This is a genomic window from Candidatus Hinthialibacter antarcticus, assembly GCA_030765645.1.
Classification (GTDB): Bacteria; Hinthialibacterota; Hinthialibacteria; order Hinthialibacterales; family Hinthialibacteraceae; genus Hinthialibacter; species Hinthialibacter antarcticus.
On record JAVCCE010000010.1, the window covers coordinates 43,570 to 65,331 of the forward strand.

Annotated in this window: 20 protein-coding genes; 17 read left to right on the plus strand and 3 right to left on the minus strand. The window is 50.1% G+C overall.

Annotated features, from left to right (window positions below):
* Window positions 1-115: 115 nt before the first annotated feature.
* The 6 genes from P9L94_02825 to P9L94_02850 all read left to right on the plus strand — a co-directional run bounded on the left by P9L94_02825 (window position 116) and on the right by P9L94_02850 (window position 7,344).
* Window positions 116-1,060 (plus strand): NAD-dependent epimerase/dehydratase family protein, encoded by a 945-nt coding sequence (locus tag P9L94_02825; GenBank protein ID MDP8242989.1) that lies wholly within the window; start codon window positions 116-118, stop codon window positions 1,058-1,060.
* Between the two features lie 206 nt (window positions 1,061-1,266).
* Window positions 1,267-2,196 carry a response regulator gene (locus tag P9L94_02830; GenBank protein ID MDP8242990.1) on the plus strand — a complete coding sequence of 310 codons (930 nt, stop codon included), beginning with the start codon at window positions 1,267-1,269 and terminating at the stop codon, window positions 2,194-2,196.
* 327 nt (window positions 2,197-2,523) lie between these two features.
* Window positions 2,524-3,471 carry an ATP-binding cassette domain-containing protein gene (locus P9L94_02835; protein ID MDP8242991.1) on the plus strand — a complete coding sequence of 316 codons (948 nt, stop codon included), beginning with the start codon at window positions 2,524-2,526 and terminating at the stop codon, window positions 3,469-3,471.
* Window positions 3,468-4,271 carry an ABC transporter permease subunit gene (locus P9L94_02840; GenBank protein MDP8242992.1) on the plus strand — a complete coding sequence of 268 codons (804 nt, stop codon included), beginning with the start codon at window positions 3,468-3,470 and terminating at the stop codon, window positions 4,269-4,271. Before P9L94_02835 ends, P9L94_02840 begins: the two co-directional genes overlap by 4 nt.
* A 4-nt stretch (window positions 4,272-4,275) precedes the next feature.
* The gene (locus P9L94_02845) at window positions 4,276-5,901 is read left to right on the plus strand and encodes a Gldg family protein (GenBank protein MDP8242993.1); all 1,626 of its coding nucleotides are present in this window, start codon (window positions 4,276-4,278) and stop codon (window positions 5,899-5,901) included.
* A gap of 18 nt (window positions 5,902-5,919) precedes the next feature.
* The gene (locus tag P9L94_02850; GenBank protein MDP8242994.1) at window positions 5,920-7,344 is read left to right on the plus strand and encodes a DUF4340 domain-containing protein; all 1,425 of its coding nucleotides are present in this window, start codon (window positions 5,920-5,922) and stop codon (window positions 7,342-7,344) included.
* 132 nt (window positions 7,345-7,476) lie between these two features.
* Here the strand turns inward: P9L94_02850 and P9L94_02855 are convergent, their stop codons facing one another.
* Entirely contained in the window at window positions 7,477-8,481 is a 1,005-nt protein-coding gene (locus P9L94_02855) for a hypothetical protein (protein MDP8242995.1), read from the minus strand.
* A 78-nt stretch (window positions 8,482-8,559) separates the two neighbouring features.
* Window positions 8,560-9,369: an ion transporter gene (locus P9L94_02860; protein ID MDP8242996.1), complete on the minus strand. Its 810-nt coding sequence runs from the start codon at window positions 9,367-9,369 to the stop codon at window positions 8,560-8,562.
* Window positions 9,370-9,609: 240 nt separating this feature from the next.
* Here P9L94_02860 and P9L94_02865 point away from each other — a divergent pair, with 240 nt between their 5' ends.
* The 11 genes from P9L94_02865 (at window position 9,610) to cysC (ending at window position 20,917) form a co-directional block, all read left to right on the plus strand.
* On the plus strand, window positions 9,610-12,174 hold the full coding sequence (locus P9L94_02865; protein ID MDP8242997.1) for a TIGR03960 family B12-binding radical SAM protein: 2,565 nt from the start codon (window positions 9,610-9,612) through the stop codon (window positions 12,172-12,174).
* A gap of 23 nt (window positions 12,175-12,197) precedes the next feature.
* Entirely contained in the window at window positions 12,198-13,712 is a 1,515-nt protein-coding gene (locus P9L94_02870; protein ID MDP8242998.1) for an Rne/Rng family ribonuclease, read from the plus strand.
* Complete coding sequence (gene murQ, locus P9L94_02875; protein ID MDP8242999.1) at window positions 13,709-14,623, plus strand: N-acetylmuramic acid 6-phosphate etherase; 915 nt, start codon at window positions 13,709-13,711, stop codon at window positions 14,621-14,623. The genes P9L94_02870 and murQ overlap by 4 nt, the downstream gene beginning before the upstream one ends.
* 126 nt (window positions 14,624-14,749) lie before the next feature.
* Window positions 14,750-15,235, plus strand: coding sequence for a hypothetical protein (locus P9L94_02880; GenBank protein ID MDP8243000.1), 486 nt, complete (start codon window positions 14,750-14,752; stop codon window positions 15,233-15,235).
* A 55-nt stretch (window positions 15,236-15,290) separates the two neighbouring features.
* Window positions 15,291-16,103 (plus strand): FliA/WhiG family RNA polymerase sigma factor, encoded by an 813-nt coding sequence (locus tag P9L94_02885; GenBank protein MDP8243001.1) that lies wholly within the window; start codon window positions 15,291-15,293, stop codon window positions 16,101-16,103.
* Between the two features lie 38 nt (window positions 16,104-16,141).
* Window positions 16,142-16,465 (plus strand): hypothetical protein, encoded by a 324-nt coding sequence (locus P9L94_02890; GenBank protein MDP8243002.1) that lies wholly within the window; start codon window positions 16,142-16,144, stop codon window positions 16,463-16,465.
* Window positions 16,466-16,517: 52 nt separating this feature from the next.
* Window positions 16,518-17,036 (plus strand): hypothetical protein, encoded by a 519-nt coding sequence (locus tag P9L94_02895; GenBank protein MDP8243003.1) that lies wholly within the window; start codon window positions 16,518-16,520, stop codon window positions 17,034-17,036.
* A gap of 81 nt (window positions 17,037-17,117) precedes the next feature.
* Window positions 17,118-18,221, plus strand: a complete 1,104-nt coding sequence (gene mqnE / locus P9L94_02900; protein ID MDP8243004.1) for an aminofutalosine synthase MqnE — start codon at window positions 17,118-17,120, stop codon at window positions 18,219-18,221.
* 14 nt (window positions 18,222-18,235) lie between these two features.
* Window positions 18,236-19,570, plus strand: coding sequence for an HAD hydrolase-like protein (locus tag P9L94_02905; protein ID MDP8243005.1), 1,335 nt, complete (start codon window positions 18,236-18,238; stop codon window positions 19,568-19,570).
* Window positions 19,571-19,733: 163 nt separating this feature from the next.
* Window positions 19,734-20,186, plus strand: a complete 453-nt coding sequence (locus tag P9L94_02910; GenBank protein ID MDP8243006.1) for an Rrf2 family transcriptional regulator — start codon at window positions 19,734-19,736, stop codon at window positions 20,184-20,186.
* Between the two features lie 176 nt (window positions 20,187-20,362).
* Window positions 20,363-20,917, plus strand: coding sequence for an adenylyl-sulfate kinase (cysC, locus tag P9L94_02915; GenBank protein ID MDP8243007.1), 555 nt, complete (start codon window positions 20,363-20,365; stop codon window positions 20,915-20,917).
* Window positions 20,918-20,938: 21 nt separating this feature from the next.
* Here the strand turns inward: cysC and P9L94_02920 are convergent, their stop codons facing one another.
* Complete coding sequence (locus P9L94_02920) at window positions 20,939-21,556, minus strand: hypothetical protein (GenBank protein MDP8243008.1); 618 nt, start codon at window positions 21,554-21,556, stop codon at window positions 20,939-20,941.
* Window positions 21,557-21,762 lie beyond the last annotated feature (206 nt).

Genomic DNA, 21,762 nt, shown 5'->3' on the forward strand with positions numbered 1-21,762 from the left:
GTTACGATGAACCCCTTCCCTCGTTTATAATCGTCTTGACGAAGCCACGGGTTGCGACCATGATGCAAAGCATCACATTTGCTCTAATTTATTTCAATAAGAGGTTTCAAGACTTTTGAATATTCTCATCACAGGCTCCAGCGGACAAATCGGAACGAATCTCGGACTACGCTTACTCGAAGAAGGCCATTCCGTTCTTGGAATCGATAAGCGCCCCAATACCTGGACGAACAAGATTCCAATGAAGCACTTGGACTTGACCACCGATTGCGGCGCCCGGCTCATCGAATTAATTAGTGGTTACGAGATTTCGCTGATCGTCCATCTGGCAGCTCATGCAAAAGTCTTTGAACTGGTGCGGGAACCTTCGCGCGCGCTCGAAAACGTCGTGATGACGTTTCACTCCGCCGAAGCGGCCCGGCAAACCGATATCCCCATCATTTTCGCGAGTTCACGCGAAGTCTACGGAGACATCCACCGCCATCTCACCAAAGAGTCGTATGCTGATTTCGTGGTAGCGGAAAGCCCGTATTCCGCCAGTAAAATCTCCGGCGAAGCGTTTATCTACTCCTACGCTCAATGTTACGGGATGCCGTATATCGTCTTCCGTTTTAGCAACGTGTATGGGCGTTTTGACAATGACATCGAACGCATGGAGCGGGTCACGCCGCTGTTCATTCATCGGATAATGAATGATGAACCGATCGTGATCTTCGGCAAAGAAAAGGTATTAGACTTCACCTACGTTGATGATTGCGTCCAGGGAATCATGTTGGGAATCGAAAAATTACATAACGGAGAGGTCAAAAATCAGACGTTTAACTTAGCCTATGGCGAAGGCAATAGTTTAGAAACACTGGCAACCCTCATCTCAAAAGCAGTCGGAAAAGAACCGGACATTACCTTCAAACCGACCCAATCCGGTGAGGTAACCCGCTATATCGCAGATATTTCACACGCAAAAGAATTGCTTGGCTATTCTCCGAAGACGCCATTTGCAGATGGAATTTTAAAAGCAGTTGCGTGGGGCAAAAAATTCACGCCGCCTAATCCTCAATAAAAAAGGACGAAACCTTTTTCTTAACTTGACGGTTACGTCTATAATTAGCGTGTCGATCTTTCAGCATTGCTTGCATTTTTTGTCATCGACAGCGACAAAATGAATTAAACCAATCTTTTGTATTGATATTGCTTAAAATTTCTGAGAAACTAATGTGTCAAAAAGTTGTATAGATGAGTTATTGAATCGCGTGTTGGATTAAGCCTATGAGTGAAGGTACAATTTTAATTGTCGATGACGAGCAGATGATTCGAGAACTGCTTGTCGATATATTGACCGCTGCGGGTAACTACCGTCTTCTGACTGCCGCAAATGGCGAAGAAGCCCTCACCGTCTTCACTAACCAGGAAGTCGATCTCGTCTTGACCGACTTGCGGATGCCGGGCGTGACAGGTCTAGAACTGTTGGCTGAACTGCGCCGCATCAAAGAAGATGTCCCGGTGATTATTTTGACCGGGCATGGTCGCCGCGAAGACGTGATTGAAGCGCTTCGGCTTGGCGCATCCAATTTCTTGATGAAGCCGCAAGAAATCAAACTGGTTCACAAGGTCGCGTCTAAAGTGCTTCGGGTGCGACTGAAAGAACGCCTTGAGCAACAAATTTATGAGTATTTCCACTCAGAAACGCAGACCTATCAAATTCCCAATATTTTAAAATTCACATTTCCTTTGATTGATCTGGTCACGGATAAATTGATTCGCGTTGGAATTTGCAGCAACCACGACCTGACCAATATTCGCCTCGCGCTCGATGAAGCGCTCATTAACGCAATCATCCACGGCAACCTGGAAATTCCTTCAACCATGAAGGGAACGAGTTTAAGTGAAATCACCCAATTCAATCAATTGGTAAAAGAACGCTCAATGGCAGAACCTTATACATCAAGAAATGTGCATCTAGAAATGGAATTGTCGCAGGAGCAAGTAAAATACGTCATTCAAGACGAGGGAAACGGCTTTGATTGGAGCCAAATGCCCAAATCATTTGAAGACCATGAAATTTTGGCCAACCATGGACGCGGGTTGCTGCTGATTCAAGCCTTTATGGACGATGTTACATTCAACGATAAAGGCAACTGTATCACTTTAATCAAAAAGCGAGCCCCCGTGAATTCTGAAGTCGCGGTTTCATCTTGATCCGACAATCATTTTAAGACAGAATTACGCTCTGATTTCATGCGGGTAAGCGTTACCTTGGTTGAATCGCGCCCGTTGCAATGACTTAGCTGGTACATACAGCATTTGTATAGTGGTTGCCATAATTATGTGCGGATTGAGTTTCCGTATCTGTATTTATCGCTGAGCCCTTCGGGCGCGCTTTACGCACATATTTTTGACAAACGCTATAGAACCCCAAGACTATGCAATCCGGTTTTGAACCGGATACCGCTGCTTACTAAGAGGCAGACGACGCTCTGCTGATAGTGAGCCGCGCAAAAAACTTTGAGAAGTGATGAGGACGATATGATTACCGTCGAAAAACTTCGCAAAACCTTTAATCGCTTCACCGCAGTCGATGACGTGTCGTTCCGCGTTGAAGAAGGTGAAATTTTAGGTTTCTTAGGCCCCAACGGTGCAGGAAAAACCACCACCATGCGCATCATCACCGGCTACACGCCTCCATCAGCCGGGACCGCCGTAGTCGACGGCCATGACGTGAAAAACGACCCGCTTGCGGTGCGTCAGGTCATTGGCTATCTCCCCGAAAACACGCCGCTGTATCTTGATATGGACGTGGTGGGTTTTCTAACCTTCGCGGCGAAAGTCAAAGGCATCCCATCCAGCGAACGCGACCCCGCCATCCGGGAAGCGTTAGAAGAAACCGGAACGCTCGAAGTCGCAAACCGCACCATCGGCAAATTATCAAAGGGATTCCGCCAGCGGGTGGGCCTCGCGCAGGCGCTGTTGGGCAACCCCAAAGTGCTCATCTTAGATGAACCGACCGTCGGGCTGGATCCAAACCAGATTCGCGAAATCCGCGAGTTGATCCGCAGCATGGCGGGCAAGCGCACCGTAATTCTTTCGACCCACATTTTGCCGGAAGTCAGCATGGTGTGCGACCGGGTGGTCATTATCAACAGAGGGCACATCGTCGCGGCGGACGCTGTGAGCGCGTTGTCGTCCCACGTGTCGCAATCCAAGTTGATTCGGCTCACAGTTGAGGCGCCTGCGACAGAAATCAATTCGGCGTTGTCTGAAATCAAAGGCGTTCAAAATATTGAAACCATTGAGATGCCTGGCTCGCAATGTCAAGTCAACATAAAAAGCGCGACAGACGCCGACATTCGACCGGAACTCTCCAACCGCATCGTCGGTAAAGGCTGGCAATTGTATGAAATCCGCTCGATGGACCCGACCTTGGAAGACATCTTCGTCGAAATTATCGCGAGCGATAAAGGAGGCGTACAATGAAAAATATCTTAGCTGTTTATAACCGCGAATTACGCGCCTTCTTCTTCTCTCCCCTTGCATACGTCTTATACGTATTGTTTCTGGGAATTTGCAGCGTGTTCTTTTTGATGTACTTCAACGCCTACTTGGGCATGAGTAACGAATACATACAAATGGCCAGTATGCAGCCGGGCATGATGCAACTGCCGAACTATACCGAAATCGTTATCTTGGGGCTGACCAACGTCATGACCTTCGTCTTGCTGTTCATCATCCCCATGCTGACCATGCGGTTGTTCGCCGAAGAAAAAAAGATGGGCACGTTAGAACTGATAATGACCTACCCCATCAAAGATTCGGAATTACTGATTGGCAAATACCTGGCGGTACTCACCGTGTACGCGGGCATGTTGGCGCTGACGTTGTTTTATCCCATCATTTCTTATTTTGTGGTTGATGTATGGGCGGGCCTTCCGCAGACGTTTTTCCCAACCATATTCGCGGCCTATTTCGGCGTCTTTTTGATTGGCGCTGCGTTTTTGTCGTTTGGGTTATTTGCATCTTCGCTGACGGAAAACCAAATCATCGCCGGCTTGACCTCGTTCGCCGTGTTGCTGGTGATGTGGATGATTGGTTTTGTTGATGAAATTCAGCCGGGATTCATCGGACAAATTTGCAACGAAATTTCCGTCTTCTCGCATTTTGAACAATTCAGCAAGGGCGTCATTGATACGCGGCACGCCGCCTACTATGTTTTGTTCTCAGCCTTTTTCTTATTCTTCACATTGCGCGTGTTGGATTCCAACCGCTGGAGAGGATAAATCGATGCAATCGAAAAACACCATTATCGCCTACATCGGGCTGGCGATTGTATTCGTCGGCTTCATCCAATGGGGCATCTATATGCAGATCGACGCCTACTCAGGCGTTTCGTTGGGCGTCGGCGCCTTATTGTTGCTGGTCTACATCGCTCAAAACACATCGTTCTTAATCACGAAACTCACGGGACGCAGCGCCGCAGAGGGCGCCAACTTGGCGGTTTCCGTTTTTGTTTTCTTGGCGATTGCCATTTTCGCTTACTTGTTGTTGAAGCAACACAACGTCAAGTTTGATTTTACCAAAGAGAAAAAATTCACGCTGGCTTCGCAAACAGTCCAACTCGTACAGAATTTGAAAGAAGACATCCTGGTGCAGTACCTCGCCAGTCCAAACTCCCCTGCTCCAGCAGAACAAGCGCGGGTAAAAGATTTATTGGCGTTGTATTCTGAATTTTCAAGTAAGTTCACCTTTGAAGTCGTTGACCCGCAAAGCGCGCCCGAAAAAGTACGGGGACTGAACCCGGACCGATACGGCCCGGTCTATGTTCGGCTGGGCGAGCAGCATGAAAAGGTTGATCCGGTCAATGAAGAGAACCTCACCAACGCATTGATAAAAATCAATCAGGGCGCCAGCCGTTTGGTGTATTTCACCAGCGGACACGGCGAACCGTCAATCGAAGACCAAGAGAACAGCGGCCTCCTTGGCATGAAGACCAAGTTGGAAGACCAGGGCTTTGAAGTGAAAGCAATAGCCTTGTACGAACAAGACGATATCCCTGACGACTGCGCGGCGATTATTATTGCGGGGCCGCAGCGCCCCTTCCTGGCGAATGAAGTCGAAGCCATCAAGCGCTTTCTCGACAAAGGCGGCGACGCCATGTTTCTCATTGATCCTGAAACGCAAAGCGGGCTGGAAAGCATGATTCGCGACAACCTGGGTCTTGTGTTAGGCAATGACTACGTCGTTGAGAACAACGCCTTCATGCGGGCGCTCAGCGTGTCGCCGATCCACCCGATGATGTCGAAAATTGAAGAACACCCCATCATGGACGCCTACAAAGGCCAAGCGCAGGCGATCATGTTCCCCAAGGCGCGCAGCATTACGCTTTCTGATGATGTGCCAGCAGAGTTGGAGATTACCGAACTGATTAAAACCAGCGAAAACAGCTGGGCCGAAACCAACATCAAAGACCTGTTTGATCCAAGCAAGGGAACGGCGGGATTTGATGACGGCGAAGATATCATGGGGCCAATCACGCTAGCGGCAGCGGCGTCAAAAGCCGTTGAAATCGAAAGCGCAACCGAGCCGTCTGAAACGGACGAACCGGAGACGGACGAGAATGTTGAAATGAAAGATGAGGCGCCGCAGATGCGAGTGGTTGTATTCGGCGATTCTGATTTCATCATAAACAAGAACTACCTCACCAGTTCTGATTTGCTCATCAATTCGGTCAACTGGATGGTCCAACAAGAAGACATGATTTCCATTCGCCCCAAAGACGATTCCGGTACGCCGATTGTTCTTGATGCGGAAAAAGCCAACGTAATCTTCTACATGACGCTGATCGTCTTCCCATTGATGGTCGCATTGTTCGGCTTCTTCATGGTCATGTGGAAACGGGTGCGCGGATAACACCGAGCGAGGGAAACCATGAAAAAAAGCAAACTGATTCAAACGCTGGTTCTGGTCGCGGTTCTCGCCGTGATCGCAGGCGTTTATTTTCTAGACGATCAAAATGTTAAGAAACAAGCGGAGCAGGAAGAAAAAGACAAAGAACTGTTCACGCTTGAAAAAGACGCCGTACAGTCAATCACCGTCGTCAACGCACACGGAACCTTCAAGGCCATCAAAGACGGCGACGTATGGAAGATGACCGAACCGTTTGACGCCATCGGCGACAAAAGCCTGTGGGATAATTTGGCGAATAATTTCACCGCCAGCAAACGCCAACGGCTGATCGCGGAACAAGCGGAAGACGTTTCGGCCTTTGGGCTGAGCGCCCCGCCCATTCAAGTGACCATCGCAGGCGAAAACGACGAAAACGCGACCACGATGCTCATTGGCGACGAGGCGCCGCTGGCGGGAAAACATTACGCCCTCATTAAAGGCAGCAGCGATGTGGTCACGGTCGGCAGTAGTTTGCAATCCACCGCAGACAAGACCTTGTTCCAGCTTCGCGATAAAGCCGTGGTCGGGTTTGAAACCGATGACGTTCAGCGCATCGAAGTGCAATGCGACCCCATCGCCTATACGGTCGAGCGCTCAGGCGACAACAAATGGGTGCTGACCGAGCCGATGCAAGGGCTGGCCGATGAATCAACCCTGCGGACCTTCTTGAACACCATCAAGGGCGCAGAAATTAAACAGTTCATCGACGAAGCCCCTGATATGTTGGCCTCGTACGGGCTGTCCGAACCCGCGACCAAAGTTGTCTTTTGGACCGGCAAACCCGGCGACCCGGCGGGATGGTCAGCGCGGGCTTTGCATCTGGGCGCTACGGGCCTGACCGAAAACATCTATGCCATGCGCGACGGCGAAAATAATGTCTTCGCCATTTCTCCCAATGAGTTTAATGACATGCCGACCTCATGGGGCGATCTACGCAAATTCAAAATTTCCAACATGCGCTCCTGGGGCGTCAAGCGTTTCTCAGTGGCGTCCGCTGGCGAGATCATTTTAGAAGCCAGCAATGAAGCGAGCGATTGGATCATCCAACAGCCCGAACAAGGCAAGGCGGATTACTCTGCGGTGTCGGATGTGGTGCGCGGAATTGTCGAATTAGAAGCGACCCGTTTTGTTGAAGGCGCAACTGCTGAGTATCATTTGGACAAGCCCGATTTGGTGATCTCGCTTTTCGGAGAAGACGGCGAAGAAGAAACCATTTTGTTATCGAATTCCGTCGGCAGCGACGACCCGTCCGTTCGCAGCATGTATTACGGTGCGCGTCAGGACCCGCTTGAAATCTACGCGATCTCCAGCGGTGCGATCCGTTTGTTGATGGATAAAATCGGCCAGGTGAAAGTCACAAGCCCTTCAGACGAGAATGAAGTGGAAACGATTGAGGATACTCAATAAGTTCAAGTGATTTCATACAAGTGAAAAACGATATTTTGGGGAGGGCGAACCTCCTGGTGAGCCGAATCGATAGTATTACTCCTCTTCGCGGCTCGTCAGGAGACTCGCCCTCCCCTCGTTTTACCTATTCGCCTAGTTCAATTCCCAATCTTCAACTGCGACCGGCTCTGATGCGACTGAACCCGCGTTGAGTCCGTCAGCCCCTAATCCCATCGCAGGCGAATTGGGCTGCAAGTTAAAATCGAGGTCAACGGCAAGCGTCTCTATCGTTGCGTTCACAAAAATAGGGTCAGCGTTTATTGAGGCTTGAATGTCAACCACGCCGCCTTCGGCGATCTGCACTTCGCCGTTGCTGCCTGCATCCCATAAGACGGAATTGCGAATCGTCAGATTTCCCGCAACGATATCAAAGTCATTGTTCTCTTCCCCATCGGTTGCAAGAAAGATGGAATTGGTGATAGAAATTTGCGGGCCGATATTCGGCGCGGCGTCGGGGTCGTCCACTTGAATTTGCACCAAGTTGGGATGAGAGAAAAAGTCGCAATGGTCAAGTTCAATATACGTCGTATCGCGAACATCGACTGCGTCGTTGGATGAGACGAATGGGTAGTCTGCTGTTAAAGCAAACACGCAATGCTTAATTTGCATAGGCGTCTCTGCCGAGCCGACGGTGCGCCCGCCAGTTGATTTCAGCGCCGTGCTGCAATTAATAAACCACACGTTTTCAAAAATCACTTCTTGGTTTGACGGAGAACTAACGTCGCCTGTCCGCAAGTCGGTGGCGCGGTCGATCACGTTTATAATGGTCAGATTGCGAAACACCACACCGCCGCGAATGCTGAGCGCGCGCCCGTCGCCAGCGGGGTCATTTGAATATGTCATGAAGTCCAATACCGTCGCGTCGGCGCCCATCCCGCTGCCGGAGCCTTCAATGATGAGATTGGTATTTGCATTGAAGCGCAGTTGAACGCCCATGTCATACACGCCCGGCGCAAGTTTGAAGATCGTATCCTGCGAGCTGCCGATCAAATCTTTGAGAATTCCCGCGTCTTCGGGCACGAGTTCTTCGATGGTTTGCGCTTGAATAACAGCGGAAAACAAGCAAATGCCAATGAATAAAAAAATGCAGCGTTTCATCTGTTTTCTCCCTTTGCGTCTGAGTTTCTGAGTCAAGGTTACAATCAAAAGAGGGGAATGAAAACGGGAAATTTCTATCTACAACTTTGCCCCGCAATACTTGCAATGGACTGCGTCAAAATCATGTCCTTCGGCGCCGCACTCCAAACACGCTTGCGTGGATATTTTTTTTGGATTCACGGAAATTAATTCTGCAGTGACGATTCCAGTCGGGACGGCGATCATGCCATATCCCAACACCATAATAAACATGGCGACCGTCTGACCGAATGGCGTCTGCGGCGAGATGTCGCCATACCCCACCGTCGTCAGCGTCACCACCGCCCAATAGACGCTGCGGGGGATGCTGGTGAATCCATTTTCTTCGCCTTCAATCAGGTGCATGAACGAACCAATAATAACGACGACAATAGCGACAGTATAAATAAACACAGCGATTTTGCGCCGACTGGCGCGCAAGGCTTTGATTAACAAATCGGCTTCACGGATGTACTGCGCTAATTTCAAAACACGGAATATCCGCAACACGCGCAAGACCCGAACCACCAGCATAAAACGCGCGCCGGGGAGAAATTGATCGAGATAGGTCGGCAAAATTGCGATCAAATCAACGATGCCGTAAAAACTAAACGCATATCGCAACGGGCGCCCGATGCACGCCAAGCGCAAGACATACTCAACCGTAAACAAAATGGTAAACACCCACTCGGCGGCGTAGAGATAGGGGCCGTACACCTCACGAATCTCTTTTACGCTTTCGAGCATGACCGCGATCACGCTCGCCAGAATGCAAGCGATCAACACAACGTCAAACGCTTTACCGATTTTCGTATCGGCTTCAAATATAATTTCGTGGAGGCGATGGCGCCAACTGCGGTTCTCAGTCATTCAATGCTCTCTATCAACTCAAACGCGTCACTTGCCATTCATCATAAAACGTAACAACCCCAAATGGGAAGCGGTAATCTTCGCATTGCCCTGATTCTATTCAGAATAACGGATAAACTAGACATACATTGATGCGATCAATACCGAATCAACCCTGTACGCACTTTAATGCCGTACTTTTCACGGTTACAATTCAATCTCTATAATTTCAGTAAACTTTATAAAAAGAGCGAATATACAATGGAATTGAAGTCTGTTCAAAAACCGGTCCGTTATATTGGCAGCGAGTGGAACGCCGTCACCTCCAAACCCGAAGCCAAACTTCGCTTCGCCTTTAGTTACCCCGACGTGTATGAAGTCGGCATGTCGTTTTTGGGGCTGCAAATTCTCTATGGCCTGATGAATGAAAACCCCGACTTCTGGTGCGAGCGCGTATTTGCGCCGTGGCCTGATCTCGAAAAACAAATTCGCGATGAAGGCTCCGTTCTCGGCACCGTCGAGAGCGGGACCGCGCTGAATGAAATGGATATCATCGGCTTTTCGCTTCAACACGAGATGCTCTATACCAATGTATTGACCATGCTCGATCTGGGCGGCGTCCCCATGTTCGCCAAAGACCGCACGAACGCTGACCCGCTCATTATTGCGGGCGGCCCCTGCGCGTTTAATCCCATGCCGATGGTTGATTTTATCGACTGTTTTGTGGTTGGCGAAGGCGAAGACGTGATTCTCGAATTGTCGCAGCGCTATCTTGAACTCAAAGAATCCAACGCCAGCCGCGATGAGATTTTACGCGCATTTGGACGCATCGAAGGCGTGTTCGTCCCGACGCTGTATGAATATGAAACCAACCGTTTTGACGAGACATTTCCGTCTAAACCAAAATATGACGACGTGCCGGATGTTGTTCATAAACGCCTCGTCAAAGATTTTGAAACCTCTTATTATCCGACAAAACAAATAGTGCCCAATACGCAAATTGTCCATCACCGCCTGGCGCTGGAAGTCATGCGCGGCTGCCCCGGCGGGTGCCGTTTCTGCCAGGCGGGGTACACGGACCGTCCGGTGCGAGAACGTTCGCCCGAGCGCTTGATGAAAGACGCGCAAGAAGGCCTTCGGGACACAGGCTTCAACGAAATCGGCCTGCTGTCGCTTTCAACGGCGGACTACACCCAACTGCCGAAATTATGCAGCGGCATGATTCAAGAATACTACCCGCAGCGGGTTTCGCTGTCGCTGCCTTCGTTGCGCATCGACGCCTTCCCCGCCCGCGTAACCCAGGAGATCGGCAAAGTCAGAAATTCGGGATTGACCTTCGCGCCCGAAGCGGGAACGGAACGATTGCGCTGGGCGGTCAATAAACTCATTTATGACGCAGAGATTTACGCGAAAGTGCGCGAGTCGGTCTCGGTCAACCAAGACACGGTCAAATTTTATTTCATGGTGGGGCTGCCGACCGAAACAGACGAAGACTTGCAGGGCATTGTTGATATGGTAAAAAATATCAAAGGGATCCTTCGCGAAAGCGGCAATAAGCGGGCGACCATTCATGTCGGTTTGTCGCCGTTCGTTCCCAAGCCGCATACCGCATACCAATGGTATGGTCAGGTAACGAAAGATGAGATCGAACGCCGCGTTCGCTTTGTCACATCGAGATTAAAAGAGCGCGGCGTCAAAACCAACTGGCATGATCCCGAAAAAAGTTTGGTCGAAGGCGCCCTGGCGCGCGGCGACGCGAAAGTCGGCCAAGCCGTAAAATTTGTCTACGACAAAGGCGCCCGCTTTGATGAGTGGGGCGAACATTTTCGCGTTGATTTATGGAAAGAAGCCTTCGAAGCCATCGGACGCCCGATTCAAGATTACGCGGCGCGTGAGTATGAAAAAGATGACCTGTTACCGTGGGGCGCAGTCTCGATACGCATTAGTACCCGCTATCTGTGGCGCGAATGGGAAAAGACGTTCCGTGAAAAAGAGAGCCGCCACTGCGGAAATGAAATGTGCCGCGTGTGTAAAGTCTGCGACGGCGACGACGTAATTACCGTCCACGCGCCGGAGGCCGACGCCGCTCCATCTTCAAAATACAACATGGAACACGACCTCGCCAAAGAACTCAGCACCACCAAAGAAGAAGCAACGCCTGAAAGTACGGAGCGCTTCCGTTACCGATTTCGTTTTCAGAAGATGGGGCCGATTCGCTTCGCAGGGCATCGGGATTTAATCGTGCTGTTTGATTCGATTCTACGCCGCGCAGGCGTACAACTGGCGTTTAGCGAAGGCTTTAGTCCTCACCCAAAAATTACGTACGCGTCCGCCTTGTCGGTCGGAATCGAAAGCCGGGGCGAATATGTAGAGATCATGACCGTCCGTGAATATGAGGCAGACGATTTGCCGCGACACTTAAACGGGTTCTGCCCCAGCGGCATTCAATTTGACCGGGCGGAAGCGATTGCAACGGGCCGCCCCAAAATCACGGCTGAAACCCACGCGTTTGAATTTGAATTAAATTGCACCGGCGCCGCCCCTGAACAGGAAAGCAAAATTCACGATGTCTTATCGCATCCCGAATGGCTGGAAACGCTAAACTTAATTGACGCCTCGGCGGTGGTTTCCAGCCCGGGAAATTTTGTCTTGCATTATCGCACCAAGGTCATCAACGGCGGTCAGTTCACCAAGCCCGAAGCCGTCATGACGGCGCTGTCTGAAGCCATCGCCTCAGAACTGACGTTGTTGCATATCACTCGCGCTGAGATGTACGCCTTGACGGAATCAGGACACTATGTACCGTTAATTCAACCAACTCATTAACCAATTTGAAGTTGAAAGCCCTCATGCAACGGCAAATCATTGTCAGTGCGGACGATTATGAAGTACGAATCGCTGTACTGGAAAATTCAAAACTGGCAGAGTACGCCGTAGAGCGCCGCGATGAGAAACGCATCGTCGGCAACATCTATAAAGGCGTCGTCACGTCTATCATCCCAGGCATTGAAGCCGCGTTTATTGATATCGGCCTTGCGCGAAATGCCTTTTTATATGTTAACGATTTGTATCCCCAGATGGATGAATTCGGCTATTTTTCCGAAGACGAGTCGGGATATGACGACGATGAGAATTCCGATGAACCCAAGCCGGAACTGCCGCCGCTTAACATCAGCGATCTGCTACAAGAACATCAGGAAATTCTCGTCCAACTCTATAAAGAACCCATCGGCGCCAAGGGCAGCCGCGTTACCACCAACATTTCTCTGCCGGGACGCTATACCGTCTTGCTGCCCTGTACCAGCCATATCGGCGTGTCGCGCCGCATCGAAGATTTAGACAAGCGCGAAGAACTCAAAGAAACGGTTGCCGGGTTGTTGCCTGACTCAATGGGCGGCATCGTCCGCACCGCTGGTCACGACGCCAGCGAAGAGGATTTCAAAAAAGATATTGATTCGCTCTGTGAAGAATGGGAGCGCATTGACCGCAAAAGCCAATCATCGGGCGCGCCGTCGCTGGTGCATCAAGCGCCGGGCATGGTGTATTTGTTGATCCTTGATTTAATCAGCGAAGGGATTGATGAACTGATTGTCGACGACCCCGCGCTGTATACCGAAGTGGTTGAATATGTCAAAATGCGCGCCCCGACCACCGTTCACCGCATTACGTTTTATGACGATTCCACCCCGGTGTTTCGCACCTATGGGCTGGAAAGCGATATCAACAATTTACGCAGCCGCAAAGTGTGGTTGAAATGCGGCGGCTATATCGTCATTGATGAAACCGAAGCCATGACCGTCGTCGACGTGAACACCGGACGCTATCTCGGCAAACACAATCTCGAAGAAACCGTCTATAAAACCAACTTAGACGCCGCCAGCGAAATTGTCCGGCAGCTGAGGCTGCGCGACATCGGCGGCATCATCATCATTGATTTCATCGACATGAAAGAGAAAGAACATCAAGACCACCTGATGTCTCATCTCGAAGAACACTTGGTGCGCGACCGCACCCGTACGCATTTGTATCCACTCACCGACCTCGGCTTGCTACAGATGACGCGTAAGCGCGTGCGTAAAAGTTTGAACAAATCATTGACCCAGCCCTGCCCCTATTGCAAACGCGAAGGCTCTATTCTTTCGACCGACACGATGATTGTTAAAATTTTCCGCACCTTTGAAGAAATCTGCAATGAAGAAGACGCCAAGAGCGTCACCTTGCGCGTCCATCCACGCATTGCAAAAAAAATACTCGAAGGCAAAGCCGAACAACTCGCTTCGCTCGAAGAACGCTACGGCGCCGCCTTGAAGATTCTACCGGGCGAAGACCTCCACTTTGAACAAATCGTTGAGGAAATTTCATGAAGCGAACGCCGGAAACGATGGCATCGCTGTTGACTGAGCAACGCAACCCCCGTTCAGAACACATCGACAGAATGTCCACGCGCGAAATTCTACAAATCATCCATGAAGAAGATAAAATCGCCGTGCAAGCGGTTGAACAAGCGCTTCCCCAAATTGAGCAGGCGGTTGAGTTTATTGTTGCCGCATTTCAAAACGGCGGGCGTTTGTTCTATTTCGGCGCTGGAACCAGCGGGCGCCTCGGCGTGTTGGACGCGTCGGAATGTCCACCGACCTTTGGGGTCGATCCCACCATGGTACAGGGAGTCATCGCGGGTGGTTGGGACGCTCTGCGCCGCGCCGTCGAACGGGCGGAAGACAACCCCGGGGACGGCGCCAAAGCGGTCATCGAACACAACATCGGCGAGAATGACGTTGCGGTTGGAATCGCAGCCTCCGGGCTTACGCCGTTTGTGCATGGCGCGTTGGATGAAGCCAAACAACGCGGCGCCAAAACCGCATTCGTCACCTGCCACTCCAACCCCGACCACATGCCAAATGTTGATGTGGTAATTCCATTGCTGGTCGGGCCTGAAGTCGTAACCGGCTCCACACGCATGAAAGCGGGCACCGTCACCAAACTGGCGTTGAATATGCTCACCACCACCGCCATGATTCGCATTGGCAAGGTCTATCGAAACTTAATGGTTGACCTCACCGCCACCAATTTTAAACTGGAAGATCGCTCGCGTCGAATCATTTCCATGCTGACGGATTTATCTTATGACGAGGCCGAAGCGCTCATCAAACAGGCCAACGGTCGGCTTAAAACGGCGCTGGTCATGCACTATTTAGGCATCAGCCGCGAAGAGGCCGAACAACAAATTACGAATCGCAACGGTCGAATCCAAGATGTGATCTCAACAAACCAATGAATGATTTTCCCAGGCTTCATCTCGAATCCGCATTCATTCATAATACCTAAGTTTTGCAAATTTAGGTTATTGTAAAAACGAATTTCTCGTGGTATAATTCTAAAACTATTTTAATACTATTCAAAAATGGACAAGAGACAATTATACAAAAACATCGCCCTGATGAAGCAGCGCATTTTTGCATTGACTGCTTGTTTGGGCTTTGGCTTAGTGGTGTTCGGAACCATCCTTGGCAATGGGATGAATTTTAATATCCTATTGAGAAATTCTATATTTGGTTTGTTGGGATTTGGCGTTCTCGGTTATTTATGGGGTATGTACTACGAACGCGTCGTCGAGCCGGCGCTGATGGAGTCACACAGAAATGAATCCCAACGCCGTATGGAAGAGCTCAAGGGAAACCCCAACCAACGCTTTCTTTCAGATATGAGCGTGGATGAGGTTCAACCCAATATGATTTCCATCTCTGCCGTACACAACAAGGATGGGGCTTTATTGGTGCGAGAAGGCGCTAAACTAACGGAACGTATGATTCAAAACTTGCGAGCCAACAGCATCGCATCCATCAAAGTCGAAGCGCAACATCGCCAAGTCTCAACTGATGATTATTAAACAAATTGTTGTACACTAGATGTTGTTGAACTGAACGCTGAATTAGGATCCGCCGATGCGCTATTACGATGTCATCCGCGAGAAAATTTCTTCGGAAGAAGAAACGCGCTTGTGGGTTGAATACACAAAAAATAACGACTTCGACGCGCGCGAAAAACTCGCGGAAAAGTATATCCACCTCGTCAAATACGTCATTAACCGTATGCTGAGCGTTTCGCACATCGAAAGCGAAGTGCTCGATTATGATGATTTATATTCCTGCGGCGTGATGGGGCTTCTCTCCGCCATTGATAATTTTGATCCATTACGCGAAGTCAAATTCGTCACTTACGCCATTCCACGAATCAAAGGTTCGGTCATTGATGAACTGCGTTCAGTGGATTGGATTCCCCGCTCGTTGCGGCAACAGGTCAACAAGATGCAACATGCCTTTGTTGACCTTGAAAAAGAACTACAACGCCCCGCCAATGAAACCGAATTAGCCGAAAAACTCGAAGTTGACGTTCGGGAGCTGCATAAACTGCTCCATCATGCGAGCCGCGCCGCTCTGCTCTCGTTGGATGAAGTCTTACGGATTTCCGACGACGGCACCGCAACCCGCGCTGACGTAACGCCCTCGCCGCGCATCGACGACCCGCGCGACCAGATTCAAAAAGACGAGATTATTGAACTGCTGACCCAAGCCATTGAAAATTTGCCTGATAAAGAACGACTTGTCGTCGTTATGTACTATAATGATGAGTTGACCTTACGCGAAATTGGCGAAGTCCTCGGCGTAACCGAATCGCGCGTGTGCCAGTTGCATACCAAGGCCATGTTGAGACTTCGGGGCAAACTGACCGCTTGGCAGCAAGATATGACGGTGTAGCCGCGCGGCAATGATTGATCGAAATGGGGGTAGGCGCGATGAGACTCGTTGACCTGCAAAACCAGATCGCGAACGTCCTACTCAATCAACAATTCGGCCAGGCGTCTTCGAACCATGGCACGGCGACGCCTTCCGCCTTGAACCAGGCGTTTCAAGAAGAAGTTCGCGAAGAGAACGAGACCGTCCAAGAAGGCGAAGAGACAGACGAAAAAGACGGAATTCGCGAAGAAGATGAAAACCGCAACTCACGACGCGAACTGCGCATGCGCCGCCGCGCCGCGCTGGAAGAGGAAGAAGAAGAGCAAGAAAAAAAGCGCGTCAAAGATGGAATTCATGGAAATTATCTTGACGTAGAAGGCTAGACCAGTAAGATTTCTTCATATTATTTTTTTAGTGTGTGTTTGAGGGATTATCATGACGTTGATTGAGGGAGTTCTGCTCCTGCTTACCCTTGGTTTGTTCTTGTGGGTGTTTCAACTCCGGCAGCAGATGCGCGAGTTGTTGCGCGAGAAAGAAAGCCAGCCTGAAATCCAAAAAACTCTCACCGCGCGAGATGTCGAAATCCTACAAAACACATTGGCCGATCTTGTATCCAATATTGAATATTATACAGAGTCTCAATTGCAAAGAATTAATTTACAGAGCGAAGCCGTACGCACCATCAGCCGCCGCGTGACGGAACGGCTGGAAATCGCGCAGGCGTCATTGAATGAAACCCTGGCCGAACGAAACGAAGAAGCGCCGCCGGTGGTTCCCGTCCAACCTACAACCACGGCGCGGATCACTCCTCTGCCGCCGCGTGAATTGGGCGGCAAACACCGCGACAAAGACCGCATCATTGAACTGCATCGCCAAGGCTGGCAGACCGATCAAATCGCCAAAGAGTTACGCCTCAACAAAGGCGAAGTACAATTGATTGTAAATCTTGCATAATTCCCTCCTTGGCTGGTTCAATTGAAACAACACTCTATAATGAAAGTAACGCAAGATCATACTGCTGAAGACTGATTAACCATGTCAACCCATCATATAGACCAGATCGAAGAAAAAATCCGTAGCGGCGAGCGCATCAACGACGACGAAGCGCTGTTTCTTTATCACACGCCAAACGTCCATGCGCTAGGCCGGATGGCTGAGATTGTGCGGCAACGTTGGAACGGCAACAAAGCCTATTACATCGTCAACCGCCACATCAACTACAGCAATATCTGCGTGGATGATTGCAAGTTCTGCGCCTTCGCGCGCAAGCCCGGCGAAGACGAAGGCTTTGAATATTCGATCAAGGAAATGTTGCAACGCGCCGATGAAGGTGTTGAACAAGGCGCAATCGAATTTCACATCGTCGGCGGCCTGCACCCCGACTTGCCCTATTCGTACTACATCGAAACGCTGCAAGCCTTGAAAGAACGACACCCGCAAGTTCATTTAAAATGCTATACAGCGGTTGAAATTTCACACCTCGCCCGGTTAAGCAAGAAGAATATTAAAGAAGTGCTTGAGGATTTAATCCAAGCGGGTTTGGGTTCCCTGCCCGGCGGCGGCGCGGAGATGTTTTCCGAGCGGGTGCGCGACAAAATGTGCCCCGACAAGTTATATGTAGACGAATGGCTGGACGTACACCGCACCGCGCATGCTCTTGGTTTGCGCAGCAACGCCACCATGCTGTACGGTCACGTTGAACAACCCGAAGAAATTATCGACCACTTGGCCCATCTGCGACCATTACAAGATGAGACACAGGGCTTCATGACGTTCATCCCGCTGCATTTTCAACCAAAAAACACGCGCCTGACCGGCGTGTTAGGAACCGGGATGAAAGACTTGCGCGTTCATGCCGTCTCACGCATTTATCTCGACAACTTTCCGCACATCAAATCGTACTGGACCATGCTCGGCGTAAAATCCGCCCAGGTGATGCTGCGCTTCGGCGCCGACGACTTCGACGGTACCGTCATCGACGAAAAAATCGTCCACATGGCCGGGTCGTCATCTCCCAAAATGTTAACCGTCTCTATGATTCGCCAGCTGATCGAAGAAGCCGGACGCGAACCGGTCGAACGGGACACGCTGTTCAATCCCGTCGACCGCAACACGCCCCTGCCTGCGGTTGTGGCATAAAGAAATAATCCTTAATGACGAATATTCCCTCCGAATGGAAAAACATCGACGTCATCTTATTTGATATGGACGGCGTCATCACTAGCGAAGAAGCCTACTGGGACGCAGCGGGCCTCACCATTCGCGAACTGCTAGAAAGCCCCGGTTTTCTCGGCCTCAACCCGACCCAATACACGCCCGTCGTTGATCTGTTTTATCAGCGGCTGAGTAAATCGTCGCGGATGGAATGGCGCAAATACCTGCCCGACAAATTAATCGGCGCCTGCAAATCGCGCGGGATCAATAACAATTGGGACCTCACCTACCTGATTGCAGGTATCTACCTCGCCCCGATTTTTTCGCCGCTGTTCAACTATTTCTCGGTGGCGCACGACGGTTCTAAAGGCGCGTCCACTCAATCCAACGACGCTGACGCCGTCAAAGACATGAATCGGATTGATGAAGCGCTTTTGCAAGAGACTATTTCTCCCATCTGGAACCGGCTGCTTGAATTAAACAGCAAAGGGCAACAATTAGACCTCTTGCGCACTCAAGACATGCACCTGTGGGGCGACTATTTCCGAACGCTGGGCCGAAATATTGTTCCGATTAATAAACCAGAAAAACTCATTGCTGAAGAAATTGGGCTTGAGGCGCGCGGGCTTGAATTGCTCAACGCAATCAACAACCTCGTGATTGGCGACAACAAAAACCGTGCTCCCTGGTTTGACCGTTCCTCGCCCCTGTGGCATGACTGCCGCGCATTGTTTCAAGGCTGGTATCTGGGAGAAGCGCTCTACGAAACCACCTACCAGGAACCGCTTGCCTATCGTCCCAAGCCGGGTTTGATCCATCAAGAAGAGCCGCTGCTTGGTCGCCAGGCGACGCACAAATGCTTGTCGCAATTGAAAGAGGCCGGCTACACGCTGGGCGTTGCAACCGGACGCCCCCGCAACGAAATCCTCACGCCGTTACAACGCTGGGAGATGCTCGATTATTTCGGCGAAGGCCGGATATCAACTCACGACGAAGCCGAGAAAGCCGAAGCCGAACTCAAATCACTTGGCGCACATCACCAACTCAGTAAGCCGCATCCCTACATTTTTCTCCGCGCGCGCTATCCAGAAAAATCACCCTTGCAACTGGTCGAAATGACAGACGCGCCGCCGGAGGAACTCAAACGGACCCTCATTGTCGGCGACGCGCAAGCGGATATCTGGGCCGCACAAAAAATACACGCGCCTTGCGCCGCAGTCATGACTGGCGCCGCAGGCAAAGCCGACCCGCAAGGATTACGCGACTCGAAGCCGGATGCAATTTTTGATAACGTAATTGACCTGACAGAACAACTAATACGTCTTAAGAAATAATTGCCGATTTCATTCCCTCTTGTAACCGAGACGTATTGGACTTATGCTTATAATATAATTAAAGTTAACTAAAATTATTTTAAAAGATAATATTCCATGAAATCATAAACTATGTTATAGTTTATATAGGTAAGTTCCGGCACTCTGCAGAGGTGAAGACATCATGAGAATTTCAGCAAAAGGCGAGTATGCCATATTAGCAATGCTCGATCTCGCCCAGTCGTATGACACAGAAGACGTAAGAACGCTCGAAGAAATTTCTACCGAGCAATCAGTCCCCCACCCATTCCTGGTTCAGATACTATTAGAATTAAAACGGTCTGGCTTAGTCGAAAGCCGACGCGGCGCTGGCGGCGGATATCGCATGGCGCGCCATCCAAGAGACATCTCATTGGGCGAAGTCGTAACTCTGATTGATGGGCCGTTGCTTCCATTTAAATGTAACGATAATGGTCAAGGTAAAGAGAAAGCGGCCTGTGCGCATAAGACAGGCTGTGTTCTTCGTTCAGTCTGGAGCGATGTCCGGGACGCAATTGAAGGCGTAATCGACGGCGTCTCATTTGAAGAACTCGCGCGGCGCCAAGAGAATATGAACTCGCCAATGTATTATATATAAGACCTATTAAGTCTAGACAAATCATAAGATTAATTAAGAATTCGCCCGGTGTTGGAAATTGTACTTCCTCACCGGGTTTTTTGATTGCTTGACGATTTCTATATAGCAGGTAGACTATTCATTCCCCGCCCTATCACTGGGTTTCCAAATCACACTGAAAGGATTTACTGTTTCTAATGAGTGCAAGCGAACGTCCATGCAAATATGAAGGATTTACCCTCTGGTTCACAGGTTTATCAGGAGCCGGAAAAAGCACCATCAGCGATGTGTTGGTCAAAGAATTCGCCAAGCGCGGCATCAAACATGAAGTGCTTGACGGCGACGTGGTGCGAACCAACCTGAGCAAAGGCTTAGGATTTTCAAAAGAAGACCGCGACATCAACATTCGCCGCATCGGCTTTGTCTGTAACCTGCTCAGCCGCAACGGCGTTGTTGCGATTGCCGCCGCGATCTCTCCGTACCGCGCAGTTCGCGATGAGAACCGCGCTTTGATTACCAATTTCGTCGAAGTTTACGTCAATGCGTCCCTGGAAGTCTGCGAAGGACGCGACGTGAAAGGCTTGTACAAGAAAGCCCGCTCTGGAGAGATCAAGGAATTTACTGGCGTCTCTGATCCCTACGAAGAGCCGAAAAATCCCGAAATTGAAGTTCTCACCGATAAACAAACGCCGGAAGAGAGCGCAGAACAAATTCTTCAAAAATTGCGTGAACTCAACTATATCGAGTGGTAAAACGCGCCTTCGCAGTTACGGCTACTCGTCCGTCGCTGCTGAGACCGTTTCTGACGCTGATTTCACTTCGCCCGTGGCGCTCTCAATTTGAGCGCGCGGGCGTTTTCGTTTGCGGGGATCTTTGATTTCCATATCGGAAGTAATTTTGCTGATGTCCAGATAACTGGCTTTCGTGAATGTGAACAGAAAGCGCTTGCCGTCTTTTTCGATGACTCCAATGTTTTGATGAAACGGATCGACTTCTTCAGACACATTACACAAGATAATTGCAGGCCCAGGCGCTTGATAGCCGGGGAACTCAAAATGGACGATGATAACGGCGTCGTCTTCTTCATTGTTAAAAACCACGTCCTTCAACACCATCTGCAGTTGGCGTCCCTGTGAGAGAATTTTGATCTTGTTATCAAAATAATAAAACATCACCTGCTTGGCGGGTTCGAGTTCTTCTTCCGTCAACACCTGGTCCATATTTTTATCGACGGCGAACAGCTCGATTGTGTTGACGTAGGGAAAACGCAACTCATACAGGATTGACTCTTCATCAATGGTGATGGTTGAAAACGAGTAGCTATTCAAATGCGCCGCCGCATAGGGCGCCGCTGCGACGCACAGCAGAAGAAATGTAAGAATGCGCTTCATAGAGTATCCTCGAATTTGGTGCCTCATAAAAAAAGAGGTTCTTCCGGTATTTGGGTACTTTATCACAAATTGAATTGCATTTTTTGACGCTTTTTCGTGAATTCTTGATCTTTCGCTGTATCAGGCATGGGTACAACTCTGCTTGCTTCAGTGCGGGCTTTCAAGCCCTTATGCACAGGCGCTCCCAGAGTTCCACCCATACCTGA

Coding starts and splice junctions, on each gene's coding strand:
- P9L94_02920 (MDP8243008.1), bottom strand. CDS start 21,556: ATGAAGCGCATTCTTACATTTCTTCTGCTGTGCGTCGCAGCGGCGCCC.
- mqnE (MDP8243004.1), top strand. CDS start 17,118: ATGTCAACCCATCATATAGACCAGATCGAAGAAAAAATCCGTAGCGGC.
- P9L94_02910 (MDP8243006.1), top strand. CDS start 19,734: ATGAGAATTTCAGCAAAAGGCGAGTATGCCATATTAGCAATGCTCGAT.
- P9L94_02845 (MDP8242993.1), top strand. CDS start 4,276: ATGCAATCGAAAAACACCATTATCGCCTACATCGGGCTGGCGATTGTA.
- P9L94_02840 (MDP8242992.1), top strand. CDS start 3,468: ATGAAAAATATCTTAGCTGTTTATAACCGCGAATTACGCGCCTTCTTC.
- P9L94_02865 (MDP8242997.1), top strand. CDS start 9,610: ATGGAATTGAAGTCTGTTCAAAAACCGGTCCGTTATATTGGCAGCGAG.
- P9L94_02880 (MDP8243000.1), top strand. CDS start 14,750: ATGGACAAGAGACAATTATACAAAAACATCGCCCTGATGAAGCAGCGC.
- cysC (MDP8243007.1), top strand. CDS start 20,363: ATGAGTGCAAGCGAACGTCCATGCAAATATGAAGGATTTACCCTCTGG.
- P9L94_02870 (MDP8242998.1), top strand. CDS start 12,198: ATGCAACGGCAAATCATTGTCAGTGCGGACGATTATGAAGTACGAATC.
- P9L94_02905 (MDP8243005.1), top strand. CDS start 18,236: ATGACGAATATTCCCTCCGAATGGAAAAACATCGACGTCATCTTATTT.
- P9L94_02855 (MDP8242995.1), bottom strand. CDS start 8,481: ATGAAACGCTGCATTTTTTTATTCATTGGCATTTGCTTGTTTTCCGCT.
- P9L94_02860 (MDP8242996.1), bottom strand. CDS start 9,369: ATGACTGAGAACCGCAGTTGGCGCCATCGCCTCCACGAAATTATATTT.
- murQ (MDP8242999.1), top strand. CDS start 13,709: ATGAAGCGAACGCCGGAAACGATGGCATCGCTGTTGACTGAGCAACGC.
- P9L94_02835 (MDP8242991.1), top strand. CDS start 2,524: ATGATTACCGTCGAAAAACTTCGCAAAACCTTTAATCGCTTCACCGCA.
- P9L94_02890 (MDP8243002.1), top strand. CDS start 16,142: ATGAGACTCGTTGACCTGCAAAACCAGATCGCGAACGTCCTACTCAAT.
- P9L94_02850 (MDP8242994.1), top strand. CDS start 5,920: ATGAAAAAAAGCAAACTGATTCAAACGCTGGTTCTGGTCGCGGTTCTC.
- P9L94_02830 (MDP8242990.1), top strand. CDS start 1,267: ATGAGTGAAGGTACAATTTTAATTGTCGATGACGAGCAGATGATTCGA.
- P9L94_02885 (MDP8243001.1), top strand. CDS start 15,291: ATGCGCTATTACGATGTCATCCGCGAGAAAATTTCTTCGGAAGAAGAA.
- P9L94_02895 (MDP8243003.1), top strand. CDS start 16,518: ATGACGTTGATTGAGGGAGTTCTGCTCCTGCTTACCCTTGGTTTGTTC.